This window comes from Kitasatospora sp. NPDC059646 (assembly GCF_042734615.1).
GTDB lineage: Bacteria > Actinomycetota > Actinomycetes > Streptomycetales > Streptomycetaceae > Kitasatospora.
In genome coordinates this window covers 1-19,420 of the sequence record NZ_JBHWDS010000014.1, presented here as the reverse complement: position 1 = coordinate 19,420, position 19,420 = coordinate 1, and the positions used below count along the sequence as shown (strand labels likewise).

The window sequence follows — 19,420 nt, the reverse complement described above, 5'->3', positions numbered from 1 at the left end:
TCATGGGACGCCGACGCGGGTCGCACGCCGGCCATGTACGAACGCTATTCCCCGCGCCGGGCGCGAACTGTTGGCCGCGCCGCCAAAGTCCCCCGCTCGCCGTTGTCCGCCCGGACGAACACCGTCACGCCCCGGTCACGGCCGCCGGATCCTGTCCGGCTCACTAAACTCGGGGCCGGGATGTTGTCCGACCCCACGAAGGACCCGCACATGAACGGCCTGCCGCTGCGCCAACTGCTGATGTCGCTCGGCGAACCCCTGGTCGAGCTCCAGGCCGCCCCGGCCGGGCTGGACGTGCCGGTCCGCCACGTCGCCATCCTCGACCCGGAGGATCCGCCGACCGCCGCCCCGGGCGAACTCGTCCTCGCCATCGGCGCCCGCGGCCGCGCCGCCCTGCCCGCGCTGCGCGCCGCCGGACGGGCCCGGGCCGCCGCCGTCGCCGTCAAACTCGACGGTCCCGGCCAGGCCGACGCGCTGCGCGAGGCCGCCACCGAGGCCGGCGTCGCCCTGCTGTCCGTCCGTCGCGAGACCCGCTGGGAGCACCTGGACTCGCTCGCCCGCACGCTGCTCACCGGCCCCGACAGCGCCGAACCGGGCGAGGCCGACACCGGCGACCTGTTCTCCCTCGCCCAGACGGTGGCCGTGCTCACCGGCGGCATCGTCTCCGTCGAGGACACCTCCAGCCGGGTCCTCGCCTACTCCCGCACCTCGGAGACCGACGAGGTCGACGACCTGCGCCGGCTCTCCATCCTGGGCCGCCAGGGCCCGGAGCCGTACCTCGCCAAGCTCCGCGAGTGGGGCGTCTTCTCCCACCTGCGCGGCTCCGACGGCGCGATCGAGATCGCCGCCCACCCGGAGCTCGGCATCCGCCGCCGCCTCGCCATCGCGATCCGCTCCGGCGCCCAGCCGCTCGGCACCATCTGGGTCCAGGAGGGCGCCCGCCCGCTGACCCCGAACGCCGCCCAGGCGCTGGTCGGCGCGGCCCGCGTCGCCGCCGGCCAACTGGTGCGCCGACGCCGCGAGTTGTCGGCGGACGCCCGGCTCACCCAGACCCTGCTCACCGGCCTGCTGGAGGGCTCCACCGGCCCGCAGTCGCTCGCCACCCACCTCGGCCTCGACCTGCGCCGCCCGGCCACCGTCCTCGCCTACGCCCCCGCCGCCACCGACGGCCGCGACGCCGAACTCTCCCGCGACGAGGTCACCGGCCTGATCTCCGTGCACACCGCGGCCCGGCACCGCGGCGCCCTGCTCGCCCCGGTGGACTCCCGCGTCTACGTCCTGCTGCCCGAACTCCCGCCCGGCCTCCCGCAGGCCACCCTCCGCGACTGGGCGCAGGAGACCGTCGACGCCGCCCGCACCCACCTCGCCATTCCGCTGCGCGCCGCCATCGGCCCCACCGTCCCCGGCCTCTCCGACGTCCCCGCCTCCCGCGCCCAGGCGGACCGGATCCTCGACGCCATGGGCCGCGGCGGCGTCGTCCCCGACGTCGCGGCCCTGCACGACGTCCAGGCCGAGGTGCTGGTCTCCGAGGTCCTCGCCCTGCTCCAGGACCGCCCCGAACTGCGCGATCCCCGCCTCACCGCCCTCACGGCCTACGACGCCCGCCACCACACCCGGCTCGCCGAGTCCGTCCTGGCCTACCTCGACGCCCTCGGCGAGGTCCGCACCGCGGCGGACGCCCTGCACATCCACCCCAACACCCTCAGGTACCGGGTGCGCAGGGCCGAGCAGTTGACCGGCCTGGACCTGGCCCAGCCTCAGCAGCGCCTGCTCGCCATGCTCCAACTGCGCCTGACCGACACGTAGTCCCCACTCCGGCCGGCGCCCCCGAACGGCGGGGTCCGCCCGGGGAGGGCACCGGCCCTCCCCGGGCGGACCGCGCCTGAGGGCGTGTCACATGCGGTGCCACGGCCCGGTGATCGCCAGCATGATCCCCGGCTCCTGGATGTTCGCGAACAGGGTCCGCCCGTCGTGCGAGAACGTCACGCCGGTGAACTCGCTGAACTCCGGCTCCTCCGCCGTCCCGAGGTTGAGCTCGTTGCGCGCCAGCGCGTACGTCCGCCCGTCCGTGGTGGTGCCGAACAGGTGCTGGAGCCCGTTGCCGTCCTCGGCGATGATCAGGCCGCCGTGGGGCGAGACGGTGATGTTGTCCGGGCCGTCGAAGTTGCCCTTGTCGGTCCAGATGTCGGCGTTGACGCCGAGGATCACCTTCAGCGTGAGCGTCCGCCGGACCGGGTTGTAGAACCACACCTGCCCGTCGTGCTGCAGCGGCGACTCCTCACGGGCGAAGGAGGAGACGAAGTAGATGCCGCCGTCGCCCCACCACATGCCCTCCAGCTTGCGGGCGCGGGTGACCTCGCCGTCCTTGAACTGCTTGCGGATCGAGGTGGTGCGCGCGTCCCGGTCGGCGACCTTGACCCAGTCCGCGCCGTACGTGGTGCCGGGCTTGGTGGCGCGGGACAGGTCGTCTACCAGCTTGCCCTGGGAGTCGAACGCCTTCAGCGCCTCCAGCACGCCCGCGTCGGCGGCCAGCGTGCGCAGCCTGCCCTTGCCGTGGCGGAAGCCGGCCGGCGGCGTCCAGCGGTAGAACAGGCCGTTCGGCTTGGACGCGTCCTCGGTCAGGTAGGCGTGGCCGCGCTTCTCGTCGATGACGACGGCCTCGTGCGCGAACCGGCCGAAGGCCTTGATCGGCTGCGGGTCGCGGTTGGCGTCCTGGTCGTGCGGGTCGACCTCGAAGACGTAGCCGTGGTCCTTGGTGAAGCCGTTGGTGCCGGCCTTGTCCTCGGTCTCCTCGCAGGTCAGCCAGGTGCCCCACGGGGTGGCGCCGCCGGCGCAGTTGGTGGCGGTGCCGGCGATGCCGACCCACTCCCGGACCTGCCGCTTGCCGTGCCCGTGGCCCTTGCCGTGCTCGTCGCCGCGCCCGTGCCCGTGTCCGGACACCTCGACGACGGTGCAGCCGCCGGCCGCCGCCGGGTCGTACACGTAGCCGGGCAGCAGCGGCACGGGGTGCGGCCACTTGGCCCGGGGGCCGGCCAGTTCGTGGTTGTTGACCAGCAGGGTCGCGCCGTGGCGGCCCTCGAACGCGGCGGTGCCGTCGTGGTTGCTGGGGGTGCTCTCGCCGGTGACCAGGGTGGTGGTGCCGGTGCGGGTGATGATCTCGTACGAGAAGCCCTTCGGCAGCGCCAGGATGCCCTGGGGGTCGGACACCAGTTCGCCGTAGCCGACCGCGGTGTGCCCGCCCTTGGCGAGGTCGGCCTCACCGCCGGCCGGGGCGGCGATCGCCCCGGGGGCGGTGCCGAGCACCTCGGCGCTTCCGGCGATCAGCACGCCTGCGCCGAGCACGGTCGAACGGTTCACGAAGTCCCGACGGGACAGCGACATGACGGTCACTCCTGGAGGGGGAGGTGTGGATCGGTGCCGTCAGAGTCCGGGCCGCACGTGAACCGGACGTGAACCCGACGCTGCGTCAACGTGCCGATCCGTGAACCGCTTTGCCAACCGCGCACCGCCCCATGACCGGGGCTTTACCGCCGGCTCCAGTGCTGGGTACGCTCGATCCGCCACTGCTCCCACGCGGTCAGCCAGGCGTCCTCGGTGCCGGACGGCAGCTCGGGGGTGCCGCCCGCCCACAGGCGTTCCCAGGCGCGCTGCGCGGGCAGGCTCGGCACCTCGCTGGCGAACACGGTGTACCGCACCACTTCCTCGATGGCGGCGCAGCCCTCCGCGGTGCCGATCAGCCAGTCGACGTGGTGGGCGAGCCGGCTGAGGTGATTGACCATCGAGGTGACGGCGCCGTCGGCCTCGTCCTCGGTCTCCGAGGCGAGCCGCATCTGCTGGCGCACCACGGTCTCCCAGCGTTCCTTGCGGTCGTCGCCGCGCAGGTGGCGGGGCAGCCGGGCGGAGCGGCCGGCCCGCAGCTGGGCCTGGATGGCGGTGGCCCGGGCGATGCCCTGCTCGACGAGTTCGCGGTGCGCGGTCAGGCCGAGCTCGCCGGGCGTCGGCGCGGGCCGGGGCTCGGCCGGGGCCGGCCGGCGGGCCGCCAGGGTCCGCAGCAGCGCGGTGCGGCCGATGATGTACTGCTCGAAGTCGGCGATCCGGCGCAGCTCGATCGCGCCCGGCGGCACGCCCCGGCCGGTGACGGTGACGGTCGCGCCGTCCATCCACAGCCGGCCGGCCCAGACGGTGCCGGCGCCGGGGCGGCGGTCCTCGTGGATCTGCAGGGCGCGCGGGTCGCCGTCCACGGTGATCCACTCGCGCAGGGCGCGGACGCCGCCCGGGGTGTCGCCCTCGTCGATGCCCAGGTGCTCGAAGACCCGGTCGCGTTCGTCCTCGACCACGTCCTCCAGGTCGGGCAGCGGCTCGGCGAGCTCCGCGCCGGGGCAGTAGGTGCGGACGGTCACGTACGGGCCGTCGACCGCGTCCCAGGCGCCGGAGCGGACCTCGACCCAGCCGAGTACGCCGTCGGCGACCCCGCACTCGGCCAGCACGTCCCGTCCGGGCAGGCCGCCCGTGCGGTGTTCCCAGCCGAACACCGGGAAGTCGGCGCCGGCCAACAGCCGCCGGCTGTACGCCTCCTGGTCCGCGTAGACCTCCTCGATCTCCCACGGCCCGCTCGCGCGCTGCCTCTTCATCCCTCGCCGCACCCCCGGCCACTCGCCGTACCGTCTGCCCGCCGGGCGGGGCCCGGCACCGCCCCACACCATACGGCCCTGGGAACCTGTCGATCCATCAGGTCCGCGGCGGCCTTCCGACAGGGCGACGCGGCGGGGTTGCGCCTCGGTTGCCGGTCGGCGCCGGCGGGTCGCGCGCCGGTCAGCCCCGGGCCCGCAGCGAGCGCGCCTTGACCGCGGCCCGCCGCGCCTCCTTGGCGACCTTGCGGTCCGGGTGGAGTTCGCCGACGGCCTCCAGCACCTCGGCCGTCAGGGGGTGCGGCACCCGCCACACCTCGCCGAAGTAGCTGGCGGGGTTGTCGGTGACCGGCAGCTCGGCGACCAGCGCCGGCAGGCGGCCGCTCTCGCCGGCGGTGAGCAGCAGCGCGGCGGCCATCGCGTCGACCGTCCGCCACAGCGCGGCGGAGCGCTCGGGGGCCTCCGCGTCGGCGCCGCGGGCGCGCAGCCATTCGCGGGCCAGGCCGCCGAGTTCCGGGTCGTCGACCGTCTCCCGGACGGCGGGGGCGGCGGCGTCGCCCAGTTCGCCGAGCGCGAGGAGGCAGTAGTGGCGGCGCACCGGGGACTGCACGTCGCGGCCCTTCGCGCCGGCCAGCAGGTCGCGGGCGGCGTCGGCGGGGTCCTCCCGGGCGGCCAGCCAGGCCTTGATCTCGGGTTCGACGAGCAGCGCGCCGTTCTCGGCGAGGGCGCGCAGCAGGGCGGGGCCGTCGCGATCGGCGAGGTCGCCGACCAGCGGGGCGTCGTAGCCGTCGGCGATCAGCCACTCGCGGACCGCGTACTGGCCGAGCGGGGTGAGCCGGACGGTGCCGAACCGGGCGGCGTCCTCGTCGGTCAGCGGCTGGTCGGTGTCGACGCCCTCCTCGTCCTGGTCGTCCTCCTCGAACAGTTCGGGGTCGATCGGGCGGTGCTCGACCAGGCCGAGTTCGGCGAGGTCGCCGAGCATCGGGTCGAGGACGACCATCAGGTCGGTGATCTCGCCGAGCATCTCCTCGTCGGGCTCCTGCCCGTCGGGGACGACCAGCAGCGCGGCCAGCACGCCGAGCGGGACGGTCTCGGCGCCCGGCTCGGCGAACGCGGTGGCCTCGTACAGCACGTGCAGCGCCTCGTCGAGGATCTCCGCGGCCTGGTCGTGGGCGTCCTCCACCTCGGCGAGGCCGTCCGGGTCCTCGGCGGCGGCGCGCACGTCGCCCTCGACCACCTCCGGGTCCACCGACTCGGCCTCGGCGGCGAGTTCGCGGACCAGTTCGGCGGCGTCGAACCACAGGCCGAGGACGGCCGCCGGGTCGCCGGCCTCGACGGCGGGCAGGTCGGGGCCGGGGATCGCGATGTGGCTGCCGTCCTCGGTGGTGCCGGTCTCCACCAGGTCGAGGTCGCAGGCCAGCGCCCAGGCGCGCATCGCCTCGACGATCTCCTCCTCGTCCGGGTCCTCGGCGCCGAGCATCCGGGCCGCGGTGGCGCGGTCCTCGGGGGCGAGGTCGCCGTGCTCGTCGACCGGGCGGTGCGGGGCGACCCAGCGGGCCAGCGCGACCACCCGGGCGATCAGCGGGACGGCGAGCGCCGCGTCGGCGAGTTCGCGGTCCGTCGGCAGCACGATCGGCGGGATCAGCACCGCGGTGTCGTCGGGGTCCTCGTCGTCGCCGCTCTGGGCGCCGTACAGGTCCGCGAGGTCGTAGTCGGCGGGCAGCAGGCCCTCGGCGTCGGACGGCTGCTGGTCAGGGGTGAAACGGCTTCGTCCGGCCATCGCTCGCGATCTCCCGCGGTTCGTCGGAGGGCACCGCCGCCCGGGGCGGTCCGACGGTGGGGCGGACGCCGGGGCATCGGCGGCGCGGGCCGGTGCGTGTCGGCCCGTCAACCCAGCGTATCGGCCGTCACCACCGAACGCGTGACCTGCGCGGGCGTCCCCCCGAACGAGTGGGACGGTGCGGCCGAACGAGTGCCCCGGGGCACGTATCCTTCGGTGAGCGACGCGCACACCCCCGCGCGTACGCCCCCGGAGCGACGAGGCTCCGACCCCTCAGTACCACGTGCACACCCGCACCGTCCGGGCCATGCCGCCGCGCCACCACTCCCCGGCCCGGACGCGCGCCCGGCGGCGCCCGGCCACAGGAGACCCCTGCCATGGCGGACCTCTCCCCCGCCGGCCCCGGCCCGAGCCCCGCTCGGTACGCCGGCCGCCGACTGTCGGAGGCCCTGCTTCCGCTGGAACTCGCCCCCCGCGGGCAGCTCCAGCTCGCCGCGATCAGCCGCTGGAACGCGCTGCGCGGCATCCGCGTCGGCCTGGTGGCCGCCGCCCTGCTGCTGATGCTGATCGGCGCCAACCTGGTCACGCCGCTCTACCCCGCCCTCCAGGTGCGGCTCGGCCTGACCCCGCTCGACACCACGGTCCTGTTCACGGTCTACGTGTTCGCCCTGGTCCCGGTGCTGGCCGCGGTCGGCCACTGGTCGGACCACCTCGGGCGGCGCGCCATGATCCTGCCCGCGGTCGCCCTGTCCGCCGCCGGCGACGTGGTGTTCGCCACCGCCGGCTCTTTCTGGCAGCTGGCCGCCGGCCGCGCCGTCCAGGGCATCGCGGTCGGCCTGTCCACCGGTGCGGCCGGCGCCGCGCTCGGCGACCTGCTGCCCGACCGCCCGACCCTGGCCGCCAAGCTCACCCTGGCCTGCTCGGCGGGCGGCGTCGCGCTCGGCCCGCTGGTCGGCGCGGCCGTCGCCTCCGGCGCGAACCCGCTGCCTGGCCTGTTCCTGCCGCACGCGCTCGCGCTGCTCGCCCTGTGCGTGCCGCTCGCCCTGGTGCACCCGCGGATGCCCGGCTCGGTCCGGCCGCCGGCCTCCCCGCCGCGCATCACCACCCCGGCCCACCTGCGCCCGCAGCGGCTGCGGCTGCCCCGCGCGGGCCGCCGCGAGTTCCTGCTCGCGGCGGGCGCCGGCTTCGTCTCGTACGCGGTCTTCGGCGTCTACCTGGCGCTCGCCCCGGCGTTCGCCGGCACCCTGCTGCACACCGAGTCCCGGATGGCGGGCGCCGCGGTGGCGGCCCTGCTGCTCGGCTCCTCGGCGGCTGCCCAGCTGCTGGTCCCGCCGACCTCCGACCGGGCGGTGGTCGCGGCGGGCCTGACCGGCCTGGCGGTCGGCCTGGGCCTGCTCACGGCGGCCGCCGCCACCGGCACCCCGGCGCTGCTGTTCGTCGGCAGCGTGGTCGCGGGCGTCAGTCAGGGCATCGCGTTCCGCTCGCTGTTCACGGCCTCCGTCGCCGCGCTGGACCCGGCCCGCCGGGGCAGCGAGCTGTCCGCCCTGTGGGTGATCGTCTACCTGGGCTCCTCCGCCCCGATCATCGCCGTCGGTGCCCTCACCCGCGCCTACGGCCTGCTCCCTGCCGTCACCGCCTTCGCGGTCCTGGCCGCCACCGCCTCGCTAGCCCTGGCCGCCGCGGTCCTGCGCCGCCGGACCTGACCGGGACGACGCGGACACGCGGAAGGGGCGGGATCCGGATGGATCCCGCCCCTCGGCGTCCGTGCCGGTGTCCGGTCAGACGTTGAAGCCGAGCGCGCGGAGCTGGTCGCGGCCCTCGTCGGTGATCTTGTCGGGGCCCCACGGCGGCATCCAGACCCAGTTGATCCGGAGGTCCTTGACCAGGCCGTCGGTGGCGGTGCGGGCCTGGTCCTCGATGACGTCGGTGAGGGGGCAGGCGGCCGAGGTGAGGGTCATGTCGACGGTGGCGGTGTCGTCCTCGTCGATGTGCAGGCCGTAGATCAGGCCCAGGTTGACGACGTCGATGCCCAGTTCGGGGTCGACGACGTCCATCAGGGCCTCCATGAGGTCCTCGGTGGTGACGGTGCCGGCGGTGGTGAACGCACCGGGACTGTCGGCCGGCGCGGCCTCGGCCGCGACGGCCTCGGGGGTCTCGTTCTCGCTCATGTGTCCAGTGTCCTAACGGGGCGTCAGTCGGTGATCGAGGGCCGGCCGGCGAGCGCCTTGGCGGTGGCGTCCTTCCAGGCCATCCAGCCGAGCAGGGCGCACTTGACCCGGGCCGGGTACTTGGAGACCCCGGCGAACGCGACGGCGTCCTCCAGGATCTCCTCGTCGCCCTCGGACTGGCCCTTGCTCTGCATCAGTTCGAGGAAGGCCTCCTGGACCTGCTGGGCCTCGCCGACCGTCTTGCCGACCACCAGGTCGTTCAGGACGGAGGCGGAGGCCTGGCTGATCGAGCAGCCCTGCGACTCGTAGGAGACGTCCGTGACGACCGCGCCGTCGAGCTTCACCCGGAGGGTGATCTCGTCGCCGCAGGTCGGGTTGACGTGGTGCACCTCGGCGTCGCCGTCCCGCAGCCCCTTGCCGTGGGGGTTGCGGTAGTGGTCCAGGATGATCTCCTGGTACATCGAGTCGAGCTTCATGGCAGCCACCTCAGCCGAAGAAGTTGCGGACGTGGTGGAGGCCGTCGACCAGCGCGTCCACCTCGCCGGGCGTGGAGTACAGGTAGAACGACGCCCTGGTGGTCGCCGGAATTCCGTACCGCAGGCAGACCGGCCGCGCACAGTGGTGGCCGACCCGGACCGCGATGCCCTGCTCGTCGAGCACCTGGCCGACGTCGTGCGGGTGGATGTCGCCCAGCGTGAACGAGATCGCCGCGCCGCGGTCGACGGCCGTGCGCGGGCCGATGATCCGCAGGTCGGGCACCTCGGCGAGGCGCTCGATGGCGTAGGCGGTGATCGCGTGCTCGTGGGCGGCGACCTTGTCCATGCCGATCGCCGACAGGTAGTCGATGGCGGCGCCCAGGCCGACGGCCTGCGCGATCGGCGGGGTGCCGGCCTCGAACTTGTGCGGCGCGGGGGCGTAGGTGGACGAGCCCATGGTGACGGTCTCGATCATCTCGCCGCCACCGAGGAACGGCGGGAGGTCCTCCAGCAGCTCCTGGCGGCCCCACAGCACGCCGATGCCGGTGGGCGCCAGCATCTTGTGGCCGGTGAAGGCGACGAAGTCGGCCTCCAGCGCCTGCACGTCGAGGACGGCGTGCGGGGCGGCCTGCGAGGCGTCGATGGCGACCAGCGCGCCGACCGACTGGGCCTTGCGGACGATGGTTTCCACCGGGTTGACGGTGCCCAGCAGGTTCGACACCAGCGTGACGGAGACGATCTTCGTCTTCTCGGTGATCAGCTCGTCGATGTTGGACAGGTCGAGCCGGCCCTCGTCGGTGAGCCCGAACCACTTCAGCTTCGCGCCGGTGCGCTGTGCGAGCAGCTGCCACGGCACGATGTTGGAGTGGTGCTCCATCTCGGTGATGACGATCTCCGAGTCGGCGTCCACCCGGTACGGCTCGTCGGCCCAACCCAGCATGTTGGCAACGAGGTTGAGCGACTCCGAGGCGTTCTTGGTGAAGATCACCTCGTTCCGGCTGGGCGCGTTGACGAACGCCGCGACCTTGTCCCGGGCGCCCTCGTACAGCGCGGTGGCCTCCTCGGCGAGCACGTGCACGCCGCGGTGGACGTTGGAGTTGTGCCGCTCGTAGTAGGCGTTCAGCGCGTCCAGCACCTGGCGCGGCTTCTGCGAGGTCGCCGCGTTGTCCAGGTAGACCAGCGGCTTGCCGTCGTGCAGCACCCGCGACAGGACCGGGAAGTCCTTGCGGATGGCGTCGGTGTCGAGCAGTCCGGTCAGATGGGAATGGGTCACTCGGAAGCGCCGCCCTTCACGTAGCTCTCGTAGCCCTCTTCCTCCAGCTTGTCGGCGAGCTCGGCGCCGCCGGACTCGACGATCCTGCCGCCCGCGAAGACGTGCACGTAGTCGGGCTTGATGTAGCGCAGGATGCGGGTGTAGTGGGTGACCAGCAGGGTGCCGACCTCGCCGGTGGAGCGGACCCGGTTGATGCCCTCGGAGACGATCCGCAGCGCGTCGACGTCCAGGCCGGAGTCGGTCTCGTCGAGGATCGCGACCTTCGGCTTGAGCAGCTCCAGCTGGAGGATCTCGTGGCGCTTCTTCTCACCGCCGGAGAAGCCCTCGTTGACGTTGCGCTCGGCGAACGCCGGGTCCATCTGCAGGGCGGCCATCGCCTCCTTGACCTCCTTGACCCACAGCCGCAGCTTGGGGGCCTCGCCGCGGACGGCGGTGGCGGCGGTGCGCAGGAAGTTGGAGACCGAGACGCCGGGCACCTCGACCGGGTACTGCATGGCCAGGAACAGGCCGGCCTTGGCCCGCTCGTCGACCGACATCTCCAGCACGTCCTCGCCGTCCAGCAGCACCTGGCCGCCGGTGACGGTGTACTTGGGGTGGCCGGCCAGCGAGTAGGCCAGGGTGGACTTGCCGGAGCCGTTCGGACCCATGATCGCGTGGGTCTCGCCCTGCTTGACCGTCAGGTCGACGCCCTTGAGGATCTGGCGCGGGCCGCCCTCGGCGTTGACGGAGACGTGCAGGTCGCGGATTTCAAGCGTTGCCATGGGGTACTCAGTTCTCCTGGTTGACGGAGACGAGCACATCGTCCCCTTCGATCTTTACGGGGTAGACGGCGACCGGCCTGGTCGCGGGCAGCCCGGACGGCTTTCCGGTGCGCAGGTCGAAGCTGGAGCCGTGCAGCCAGCACTCGATCATGCAGTCCTCGACCTCGCCCTCGGAGAGCGAGACGTTGGCGTGCGAGCAGATGTCGTTGATCGCGAACACGCCCTCGTCGGTGCGGACGATCGCCACCGGGACGCCGTTCAGCTCGACCTTCTTCGGCACGTCCTCCTGCAGCACGCTCAGCGCGCAGGCACGCAGGTAGCCGGCGCTCATGCGACGGTCTCTTCCAGCTCGGCCTCGATCTTCGCCATCAGGCGGTCCTGGATCTCGCTGACGCCGATCTGCTGGACCAGCTCGGCGAAGAAGCCGCGCACCACCAGGCGGCGGGCCTCGTCGGCCGGGATGCCGCGGGACTGCAGGTAGAACAGCTGCTCGTCGTCGAAGCGGCCGGTCGCGGAGGCGTGGCCCGCGCCGACGATCTCGCCGGTCTCGATCTCCAGGTTGGGGACCGAGTCGACCCGGGCGCCGTCGGTGAGCACCAGGTTGCGGTTGAGCTCGTAGGTGTCGGTGCCGACCGCGGCCGCGCGGATCAGCACGTCGCCGATCCACACCGCGTGCGCGTCCTCGCCCTGCAGCGCGCCCTTGTAGGCGACGTTGGAGCGGCAGTGCGGGGTGTCGTGGTCGATGATCAGGCGGTGCTCCAGGTGCTGGCCCGCGTCGGCGAAGTACAGGCCGAACAGCTCGGCCTCGCCGCCGGGGCCCGCGTAGGAGACCCGCGGGTGCAGGCGCACCACGTCGCCGCCGAAGGTGACCACCACGGACTTGAAGGTGGCGTCCCGGCCGACCAGCGCGTTGTGCTGGGCGGCGTGCACCGCGTCGCGCTCCCAGTCCTGGACGGAGACGAAGGTCAGCTTGGCGCCGTCGCCGACCAGCAGGTCGACGTTGGCGGCGCGGGTGCCGGTGCCGGAGTGGTTCAGCACCACGACGGCCTCGGCGAACGGCTCGACCTCGATCACCACGTGCGCGAAGCGGACGCCGCCCTCGCCGTGCACGTCGATCCGGACCGGCTCGGTCAGCACCGTCTCCGTGGGGACGGTCACCACCAGGGCCTGCTCGAAGGCGCTGAACGCCTGCGCGGCGATCCGGTCCACCGGGGTGCCGGCCTTGCCGATCCGGGCGTCGTCCCGGCCGACCAGCTCGGAGGTCACGCCCTCCGGCAGGCCCAGTTCGATCTTGTCCTCGCCGCGCACCGCGCCGACGGCGGTGCCGTCGTGCAGGCCGCCGAGGCGGTGCATCGGCGTGAACCGCCAGTCCTCCTCGCGGCCGGTCGGCACCGGGAAGTCGTTGACGTCGAAGGACGGCTTGACCGCGACGCGGGCGTCGATCGGCTGCCGGACGCTCTCGCGGCCGGTGCCCGGGCCGGCGAGCTGCGCGCCGGCGCCGGCGGTGCCCACCTCGATCGAACCGGCGGTGGTGGAGCCGGGGGTGTTCTGCTCAGCCATGGCTGTTCGTGTTGCTCTCTTTCGGAAATGGACGACGGACGGCGGGTGCTGACGGCGCGTCAGCCGACCGCGCCCTCCATCTGCAGCTCGATCAGCCGGTTCAGCTCCAGCGCGTACTCCATCGGCAGCTCGCGCGCGATCGGCTCGACGAAGCCGCGGACGATCATCGCCATCGCCTCGGTCTCGGTCAGGCCGCGGCTCATCAGGTAGAAGAGCTGGTCCTCGGAGACCTTGGAGACGGTCGCCTCGTGGCCCATCGACACGTCGTCCTCGCGGACGTCCACGTACGGGTAGGTGTCCGAGCGGGAGACGGTGTCGACCAGCAGCGCGTCGCACAGCACGTTCGACTTGGCGCCGTGCGAGCCCTCGCCGATCTCGATCAGGCCGCGGTAGGAGGTGCGGCCGCCGCCGCGGGCCACCGACTTGGAGACGATGTGCGACGAGGTGTTCGGCGCCATGTGGACCATCTTCGCGCCGGCGTCCTGGTGCTGGCCCTCGCCCGCGAACGCGATCGACAGCGTCTCGCCCTTGGCGTGCTCGCCCATCAGGTAGACGGCCGGGTACTTCATGGTGACCTTGGAGCCGATGTTGCCGTCGACCCACTCCATGGTCGCGCCCTCGTACGCCACGGCGCGCTTGGTGACCAGGTTGTAGACGTTGTTCGACCAGTTCTGGATGGTCGTGTAGCGGCAGCGGCCGCCCTTCTTGACGATGATCTCGACCACCGCGGAGTGCAGCGAGTCCGAGGAGTAGATCGGCGCGGTGCAGCCCTCGACGTAGTGGACGTAGGCGTCCTCGTCGACGATGATCAGCGTCCGCTCGAACTGGCCCATGTTCTCGGTGTTGATCCGGAAGTAGGCCTGCAGCGGGATGTCCACGTGCACGCCCTTCGGCACGTAGATGAACGATCCGCCGGACCACACCGCGGTGTTCAGCGCGGCGAACTTGTTGTCGCCGGCCGGGATGACGGTGCCGAAGTACTCCTTGAACAGCTCCGGGTGCTCGCGCAGCGCGGTGTCGGTGTCCAGGAAGATGACGCCCTGCTCCTCCAGGTCCTCGCGGATCTGGTGGTAGACGACCTCGGACTCGTACTGGGCGGCGACACCGGCGACCAGGCGCTGCTTCTCCGCCTCCGGGATGCCCAGCTTGTCGTACGTGGCCTTGATGTCGGCGGGCAGGTCCTCCCAGGACTCCGCCTGCTTCTCGGTGGAGCGCACGAAGTACTTGATGTTGTCGAAGTCGATGCCCGACAGGTCGGAGCCCCAGGTCGGCATGGGCTTCTTGCCGAACAGCTTCAGGCCCTTGAGGCGAAGGTTGAGCATCCACTCGGACTCGTTCTTCTTCGCCGAGATGTCGCGGACGACCTCTTCGCTCAGGCCGCGCTTGGCGGCGGCACCGGCCGCGTCCGAGTCGGCCCAGCCGTACTCGTACGTGCCGAGGCCTTCGAGCTCGGGGTGTGCGATGTCAGTCATGCGAGGTTCCTCCGCGCGGTGGAGCCGGTTTCGTTGGGAGACGTATTACCGGCAGCCGGCACGGCACCGGGCGTCCGGGAGGACGACGGTGCGGCACCGGATGCCGGCACATACGTGGTGCAGACCCCGTCGCCGTGGGCGATGGTGGCCAGCCGTTGCACATGGGTGCCGAGGAGCTGCGAGAAGACCTCGGTCTCCGCCTCGCAGAGCTGCGGGAACTGCTCGGCGATGTGCGCGACCGGGCAGTGGTGCTGGCAGAGCTGCGCGCCGGCCGGGGCGGCGGGCGCCGCGCCGGCGGCGGGGACCCGCCGCACCGTGGCAGCGTACCCGTCGGCGCTCAGGGCCCGGGCGAGTGCCTCGGCGCGCTGCTGGGCGTCGGCCTGCTCGACCGCGCCCCGGTACTTCCGGCCCTGCTTGGCGAGCCGGGCCCGGGCGAAGGCGGCGACCGCCTGCTCGCCCGCCTCGCCGCCGCCGGCGGCCTCCGAGATCCAGCGGAGCGCGTCGGCGGCGAGCTGGTCGTAGGCCTGGTAGAAGGCGTCCCGACCGCCGTCGGTCAGGGCGAACACCTTGGCCGGGCGGCCCCGGCCGCGGCTGCCGTAGACCCGCTGCTCGCGGGACTCCACCAGCCCGGCGGCGACCAGGCCGTCCAGGTGGCGGCGCACCGCGGCGGCCGTCAGGCCGAGGCGGCTGGCCAGGTCGGCGGCCGAGGACGGCCCGTGGTCGAGGATCGAGCGGGCGACCCGCTCCCGGGTCGCCCGGTGCCCCTCGGTGAGCGCCTCCGCCGCCGTCGCGGGCACGTCGCAGCCGGGAGCCTCGGGCTCCTCCGGCTGGGCGGCGCGCTCGCGAAAGTTTTTCACAACACGATTGTTGCGTAATTCGCCGACCGGAGACAAGCCGTGACCCGGGTCTCACCGGTGGCTTCCGTCACGGAAGGCAAGCCTTACCCGTGGGACGCGGTGAGCTGCTCCTACACTCGCCGGTATGCATGCAGACCCCGCCGTCGAGGTGACCGGACTGGTCAAGCGGTACGGCGACAAGACCGCCGTGGACGGCCTGGACCTGGCCATCGCGCGCGGGTCCGTCACCGCGGTGCTCGGCCCCAACGGCGCGGGCAAGACCACCACGATCGAGACCTGCGAGGGCTACCGCCGCCCCGACGCGGGCACCGTCCGGGTGCTCGGCCTGGACCCGGTGGCGCAGGCCGGGCAGCTCAAGCCCCGGATCGGGGTGATGCTCCAGTCCGGCGGCGTGTACGCCGGGGCGCGCGCCCTCGAAATGCTCCGGCACACCGCGACGCTGTACGCGGACCCGCTGCCGGTCGGCCCGCTCGCCGAACGCCTCGGCCTGGACTCCTGCGGCCGCACCCCCTACCGCCGCCTCTCCGGCGGCCAGCAGCAGCGCCTCGCCCTCGCCATGGCCGTGGTCGGCCGCCCCGAACTGGTCTTCCTCGACGAGCCCACCGCCGGCCTCGACCCGCAGGCCCGCCGCGCCACCTGGGACCTGGTCTCCGACCTGCGCGCCGCCGGCGTCACCGTGGTCCTCACCACGCACCAGATGGACGAGGCCGAGCAGCTCGCCGACGACGTCGCGATCGTCGACCGCGGCCGGGTCGTCGCCCAGGGCTCCCCCGACCTGCTGCGCGGCTCCGACGCGCAGCTGCGATTCGACGGCCCCGCCGGACTCGACCTGGCCGGCCTGCGCAAGGTGCTCCCCGACACGGCCGCGGTCGCCGAGGCCGCCCCCGGCTCCTACCGGGTCGAGGCCGCCCTGGACGCCGCCCTGCTCGCCGCCGTCACCGGCTGGTGCGCCGACGCCGGGGTGATGCCCGACAGGCTCGCGGTGCAGCGCCGCAGCCTCGAAGACGTCTTCCTCGACCTGACCGGACGGGAACTGCGATGACCGCCACCGACCTCACCCCCCGCCCGGGCGCCGCCCCGATCGGCCGGATGCTGCTCGCGCAGACCGCCCTGGAGACCAGGATGCTGCTGCGCAACGGCGAGCAGCTGCTGCTCACCGTGGTCATCCCGACCGTGCTGCTGGTGCTGTTCTCCGCCGTCGACGTGGTCGCCGTGGACGGCCCCGGCAAGCGCGTCGACTTCCTCGCCCCCGGCCTGCTGGCGCTCGCCGTGATGTCCACCGCCTTCACCGGCCAGGCCATCGCCACCGGCTTCGAGCGCCGCTACGGCGTCCTCAAGCGCCTGGGCGCGACGCCGCTGCCGCGCTGGGCGCTGCTCACCGCGAAGACCGGCTGCGTGCTGGTCACCGAGCTGCTCCAGGTGCTGCTGCTCTCCGTGATCGCGCTGGGCCTCGGCTGGTCGCCGCACGGCAACCCGCTGGCGGTGCTGCTCCTGCTGGTGCTCGGCACCGCCGCGTTCTCCGGCCTCGGCCTGCTGATGGCGGGCACGCTGCGCGCGGAGGCCACGCTGGCCGGCGCGAACCTGGTGTTCGTCCTGCTGCTGCTGGCCGGCGGCGTGGTCGTCCCGCTGTCGAAGTTCCCGGACGCGGTGCGCCCGGTGCTGGAGCTGCTGCCGATCTCGGCGCTCTCCGACGGCCTGCGCTCGGTCCTGCAGCTGGGCCACGGCACGCCCTGGGCGGACCTCGGCGTCCTCGCGGTCTGGGCGGTGCTCGGCCTGGCCGCCGCCGCCCGCTTCTTCCGCTGGGAGTAGGGCCCCCGGGCGGGGGCCCCGGCCCCCGGTCAGGAGGAGGCGGCCTTCTTGCGGCGCGCCTTGTACGCGAGCGCGCCGCCGACGCCGAGCACCGCGGCGCCGCCGACGGTCAGCGGCACCAGGCCCTCGGCGCCGGTGAACGCCAGCCCGCCACCGCCGCCGGAGCCGCCGGAGCCGCCGTGGCTCGCGGACGGGGCGGGCGTGGCGCCGGCCGGGCCGCTCGGCGCCGGGCTGCCCGAGCCGCCGGGTGCCGGGGACCCGGTGCCGCCGCCGGGAGTCGGGGCGCTGCTCGACGGCGTCGGGCCCTGCGAGGCGCCGGTGCTCCCCGAGGGGGACGGCGACGGCGAGGCAGGCGGCACGGTGGTGCCGGGCAGGCAGCCCTCGAACGGGTAGTGGTGGGTCTCGGCCCCGCCGCTGCCGGTCAGCGACTTCGCCCACACCGAACCGTTCACCGGCCCGCCCCTGCCCAGGTCGAACGCCGCGTTCGGGGCCAGGATGCTGCCGGGCCAGGCGTTCCCGCTGTGCTTGGTGATCTTCGTGGCGGCGGGGAAGTTCCACAGCAGCCGGGCCCGCTCGGCGCCGCCGTCCGCGGACTGCAGCTTGTCGTCCAGGACGTAGGCCTTCTTGGCGTTGTCCCAGATCAGGAAGGCGCTGGTGGGCGCCTTGGTCTGGTCGTAGCCGCCGCCGGTGACGGTGATCACGGTGGACGAGCCGGCCGGGACCTTGAGCCGGATCTCGTTCGCCTTCTGCAGGGTGTCCGCCGACACCGTGAAGACGTTGGCCCTGGCGTCGGCGCCGGTGAAGGTCAGCGTCCGACCGTCGGCGGTGGGGGCGGCGCCCGCGGTCTTCGCCAGGTCGGCGGAGAGCGCGCGCAGCCCGGCGAACTCGGCGGCGAAGTCGATCGGCGACGCGCCCTTGGCGACGCCCTCCAGCTGGCCGCCGCCGATCACCTGGCCGGCCACCACGCCCCTGCCCTTCATCACCTGGACGTGGGCGCCGTTCTGGATCAGGTTGCCGCCGACCACCAGGGCGTTGCCGCCGGGGAGGGCGGCCACCTCGGCGGCGGTGAGCTCGTTGCCGACGGTGAAGCCGCCGTGGCTGAAATCGGCGTTCCCGCCGACGGCGACCGCGCCCTCGGCGTCCGGGCTGTGGGTGTCGTCGCCCTCGATGAACTCGCCGTACTTGCCGGCGACGCCGAGGTTGACGCAGGCGCCCTCGCCGGGGGCGGCGGACGCGGCGGTCGGGACGACCAGGGCCGCGAGGGCGAGCGAGCCACCGAGCGCCATGGCGGCGGCGGACAGGGACGTGCGCATGGGCAGGACTCCGCGGGTGGGGGCGGGCAGGAGGGGATGAGTCCAAGCCGTGAAAGGTATGGACCAATGCGCACTCTTTCGGCCATGCGGTGAAGAGGTCAAGACCAATGACCGGACACGCTCGAAAGCATCCGGTTTGTCCGCGTGTCCCCCGAAACGCCCGCGCGACCCGACCGGCGGCGGGGCGCCGTGTAAAGCCCGCCTACCATGGTCCGGTGACCAACCCGTTCTCCCTCCTCGCCGCGCACTGGCATCCGAGCCCCCAGCACGTCCGCCGGGCGGCCATGGCCGCCGTGGTGATGAGCGTGGTGATCGTGGTCACCGGCGGCGCCGTCCGGCTGACCGACTCCGGCCTCGGCTGCACCACCTGGCCGACCTGCACCGACGGCAGCGTGACCCCGACGCCCGCGATGGGCATCCACGGCGTCATCGAGTTCACCAACCGGATGCTCACCTACGTGCTGTCCGCCGCGGTCGGCTGGTTCATCCTCGCCGCCCGCTGCTCCAAGCCGTGGCGGCACTCGCTGACCCGGCTCGGCTGGGCGCAGTTCTGGCTGGTGATGTCGAACGCGGTGATCGGCGGCATCACGGTGCTGACCCACCTCAACCCGTACGTGGTCGGCCTGCACATGGTCGCCGCGCTGGGCCTGGTGTGGACGGCGGTGCTCGGCTGGGAGCGGTCCAAGGAGGGCGACGGCGAGCCGCGGCTGCTGGTCGCCCCGGCGATCCACCGCTTCGCCCAGGTGCTGGTGGCGTCGATCGGCGCGCTCGCCATGGTCGGCACCCTGGTCACCGGCGCGGGCCACCACCCCGGCTCGGCCGGCACCCCCCGGATCACCCTGGACTACGACCGCCTCACCCAGGCCCACGCCGACCTGGTGTTCCTGTCGGTCGGCCTGACGCTGGCCGCGGTGCTGGTGTTCGCCGCCGTGAAGGCCCCGGCCGCGGCCCGCGCCCGGGTGTACGAGCTGTTCGGCCTGCTGCTGCTCCAGGGCGTGCTCGGCTTCGTCCAGTACTTCACCGACGCCCCGGAGATCATGGTCGGCCTGCACATGCTGGGCGCGGCCCTGATCTGGGGCGCCGCGCTGCGCATCCCGCTGGCGCTGCGCAGCCGCTCCGGCATCCCGGCCCAGGCCACCGCCCCGGACGCCGAACTGGTCGCCTGAGCGGGCGCCGGTCCCCCGGAACGAACGAGAAGAGGAGCGCGGACGGATCGTCCGGGCGCCCCTTAGGCCTGGGCCCCCGCCGGGGGTCAGATGAGGAATGCCCCGAACCGCCTCCACGCGGACGGGCCGGGGTTCAACTTCGCCCCCCGCACGCCCT

17 protein-coding genes are annotated in these 19,420 nt (G+C 73.5%); 5 read left to right on the top strand and 12 right to left on the bottom strand.

Features of this window, described 5'->3' with window-relative positions:
• The first annotated feature begins 180 nt into the window (after window positions 1-180).
• A complete protein-coding gene (locus ACFV1L_RS12370; RefSeq protein ID WP_380365203.1) occupies window positions 181-1,806 on the top strand; it encodes a PucR family transcriptional regulator in 1,626 nt (541 codons plus the stop codon).
• Window positions 1,807-1,893: 87 nt separating this feature from the next.
• Here the strand turns inward: ACFV1L_RS12370 and ACFV1L_RS12365 are convergent, their stop codons facing one another.
• From ACFV1L_RS12365 to ACFV1L_RS12355, 3 genes are all read right to left on the bottom strand, one after another.
• Window positions 1,894-3,381: an alkaline phosphatase PhoX gene (locus ACFV1L_RS12365; RefSeq protein WP_380365202.1), complete on the bottom strand. Its 1,488-nt coding sequence runs from the start codon at window positions 3,379-3,381 to the stop codon at window positions 1,894-1,896.
• Window positions 3,382-3,524: 143 nt separating this feature from the next.
• Window positions 3,525-4,631 carry a hypothetical protein gene (locus ACFV1L_RS12360; protein WP_380365201.1) on the bottom strand — a complete coding sequence of 369 codons (1,107 nt, stop codon included), beginning with the start codon at window positions 4,629-4,631 and terminating at the stop codon, window positions 3,525-3,527.
• A gap of 181 nt (window positions 4,632-4,812) precedes the next feature.
• On the bottom strand, window positions 4,813-6,408 hold the full coding sequence (locus ACFV1L_RS12355) for a hypothetical protein (RefSeq protein WP_380365200.1): 1,596 nt from the start codon (window positions 6,406-6,408) through the stop codon (window positions 4,813-4,815).
• A 377-nt stretch (window positions 6,409-6,785) separates the two neighbouring features.
• On the opposite strand from ACFV1L_RS12355, the gene ACFV1L_RS12350 reads away from it, so the two are divergent.
• Window positions 6,786-8,111, top strand: coding sequence for an MFS transporter (locus ACFV1L_RS12350; protein WP_380365199.1), 1,326 nt, complete (start codon window positions 6,786-6,788; stop codon window positions 8,109-8,111).
• A gap of 75 nt (window positions 8,112-8,186) precedes the next feature.
• Here the strand turns inward: ACFV1L_RS12350 and ACFV1L_RS12345 are convergent, their stop codons facing one another.
• The 8 genes from ACFV1L_RS12345 to ACFV1L_RS12310 form a co-directional block, all read right to left on the bottom strand.
• Window positions 8,187-8,474 carry a metal-sulfur cluster assembly factor gene (locus ACFV1L_RS12345; RefSeq protein WP_051055973.1) on the bottom strand — a complete coding sequence of 96 codons (288 nt, stop codon included), beginning with the start codon at window positions 8,472-8,474 and terminating at the stop codon, window positions 8,187-8,189.
• Between the two features lie 125 nt (window positions 8,475-8,599).
• Complete coding sequence (gene sufU / locus ACFV1L_RS12340; protein ID WP_380365198.1) at window positions 8,600-9,052, bottom strand: Fe-S cluster assembly sulfur transfer protein SufU; 453 nt, start codon at window positions 9,050-9,052, stop codon at window positions 8,600-8,602.
• 10 nt (window positions 9,053-9,062) lie between these two features.
• Complete coding sequence (locus ACFV1L_RS12335; protein WP_380365197.1) at window positions 9,063-10,325, bottom strand: cysteine desulfurase; 1,263 nt, start codon at window positions 10,323-10,325, stop codon at window positions 9,063-9,065.
• Complete coding sequence (gene sufC, locus ACFV1L_RS12330; protein ID WP_043910029.1) at window positions 10,322-11,086, bottom strand: Fe-S cluster assembly ATPase SufC; 765 nt, start codon at window positions 11,084-11,086, stop codon at window positions 10,322-10,324. The genes ACFV1L_RS12335 and sufC overlap by 4 nt, the downstream gene beginning before the upstream one ends.
• 7 nt (window positions 11,087-11,093) lie before the next feature.
• Window positions 11,094-11,417 (bottom strand): non-heme iron oxygenase ferredoxin subunit, encoded by a 324-nt coding sequence (locus ACFV1L_RS12325; RefSeq protein WP_380365196.1) that lies wholly within the window; start codon window positions 11,415-11,417, stop codon window positions 11,094-11,096.
• Entirely contained in the window at window positions 11,414-12,646 is a 1,233-nt protein-coding gene (sufD, locus tag ACFV1L_RS12320; RefSeq protein ID WP_380365195.1) for a Fe-S cluster assembly protein SufD, read from the bottom strand. The genes ACFV1L_RS12325 and sufD overlap by 4 nt, the downstream gene beginning before the upstream one ends.
• A gap of 59 nt (window positions 12,647-12,705) precedes the next feature.
• The gene (sufB, locus tag ACFV1L_RS12315; protein WP_380365194.1) at window positions 12,706-14,118 is read right to left on the bottom strand and encodes a Fe-S cluster assembly protein SufB; all 1,413 of its coding nucleotides are present in this window, start codon (window positions 14,116-14,118) and stop codon (window positions 12,706-12,708) included.
• Window positions 14,115-14,975, bottom strand: coding sequence for a helix-turn-helix transcriptional regulator (locus tag ACFV1L_RS12310; RefSeq protein WP_380365193.1), 861 nt, complete (start codon window positions 14,973-14,975; stop codon window positions 14,115-14,117). The genes sufB and ACFV1L_RS12310 overlap by 4 nt, the downstream gene beginning before the upstream one ends.
• A 124-nt stretch (window positions 14,976-15,099) precedes the next feature.
• Between ACFV1L_RS12310 and ACFV1L_RS12305 the strand changes: the two genes are divergently transcribed.
• Window positions 15,100-16,017, top strand: a complete 918-nt coding sequence (locus ACFV1L_RS12305) for an ABC transporter ATP-binding protein (RefSeq protein WP_380365192.1) — start codon at window positions 15,100-15,102, stop codon at window positions 16,015-16,017.
• Window positions 16,014-16,784: an ABC transporter permease gene (locus ACFV1L_RS12300; RefSeq protein WP_380365191.1), complete on the top strand. Its 771-nt coding sequence runs from the start codon at window positions 16,014-16,016 to the stop codon at window positions 16,782-16,784. Before ACFV1L_RS12305 ends, ACFV1L_RS12300 begins: the two co-directional genes overlap by 4 nt.
• 29 nt (window positions 16,785-16,813) lie before the next feature.
• On the opposite strand, the gene ACFV1L_RS12295 is transcribed toward ACFV1L_RS12300, so the two are convergent.
• Window positions 16,814-18,097 (bottom strand): choice-of-anchor A family protein, encoded by a 1,284-nt coding sequence (locus tag ACFV1L_RS12295; protein WP_380365190.1) that lies wholly within the window; start codon window positions 18,095-18,097, stop codon window positions 16,814-16,816.
• A 107-nt stretch (window positions 18,098-18,204) separates the two neighbouring features.
• On the opposite strand from ACFV1L_RS12295, the gene ACFV1L_RS12290 reads away from it, so the two are divergent.
• Window positions 18,205-19,263 carry a heme A synthase gene (locus ACFV1L_RS12290; protein WP_380365189.1) on the top strand — a complete coding sequence of 353 codons (1,059 nt, stop codon included), beginning with the start codon at window positions 18,205-18,207 and terminating at the stop codon, window positions 19,261-19,263.
• Window positions 19,264-19,420 lie beyond the last annotated feature (157 nt).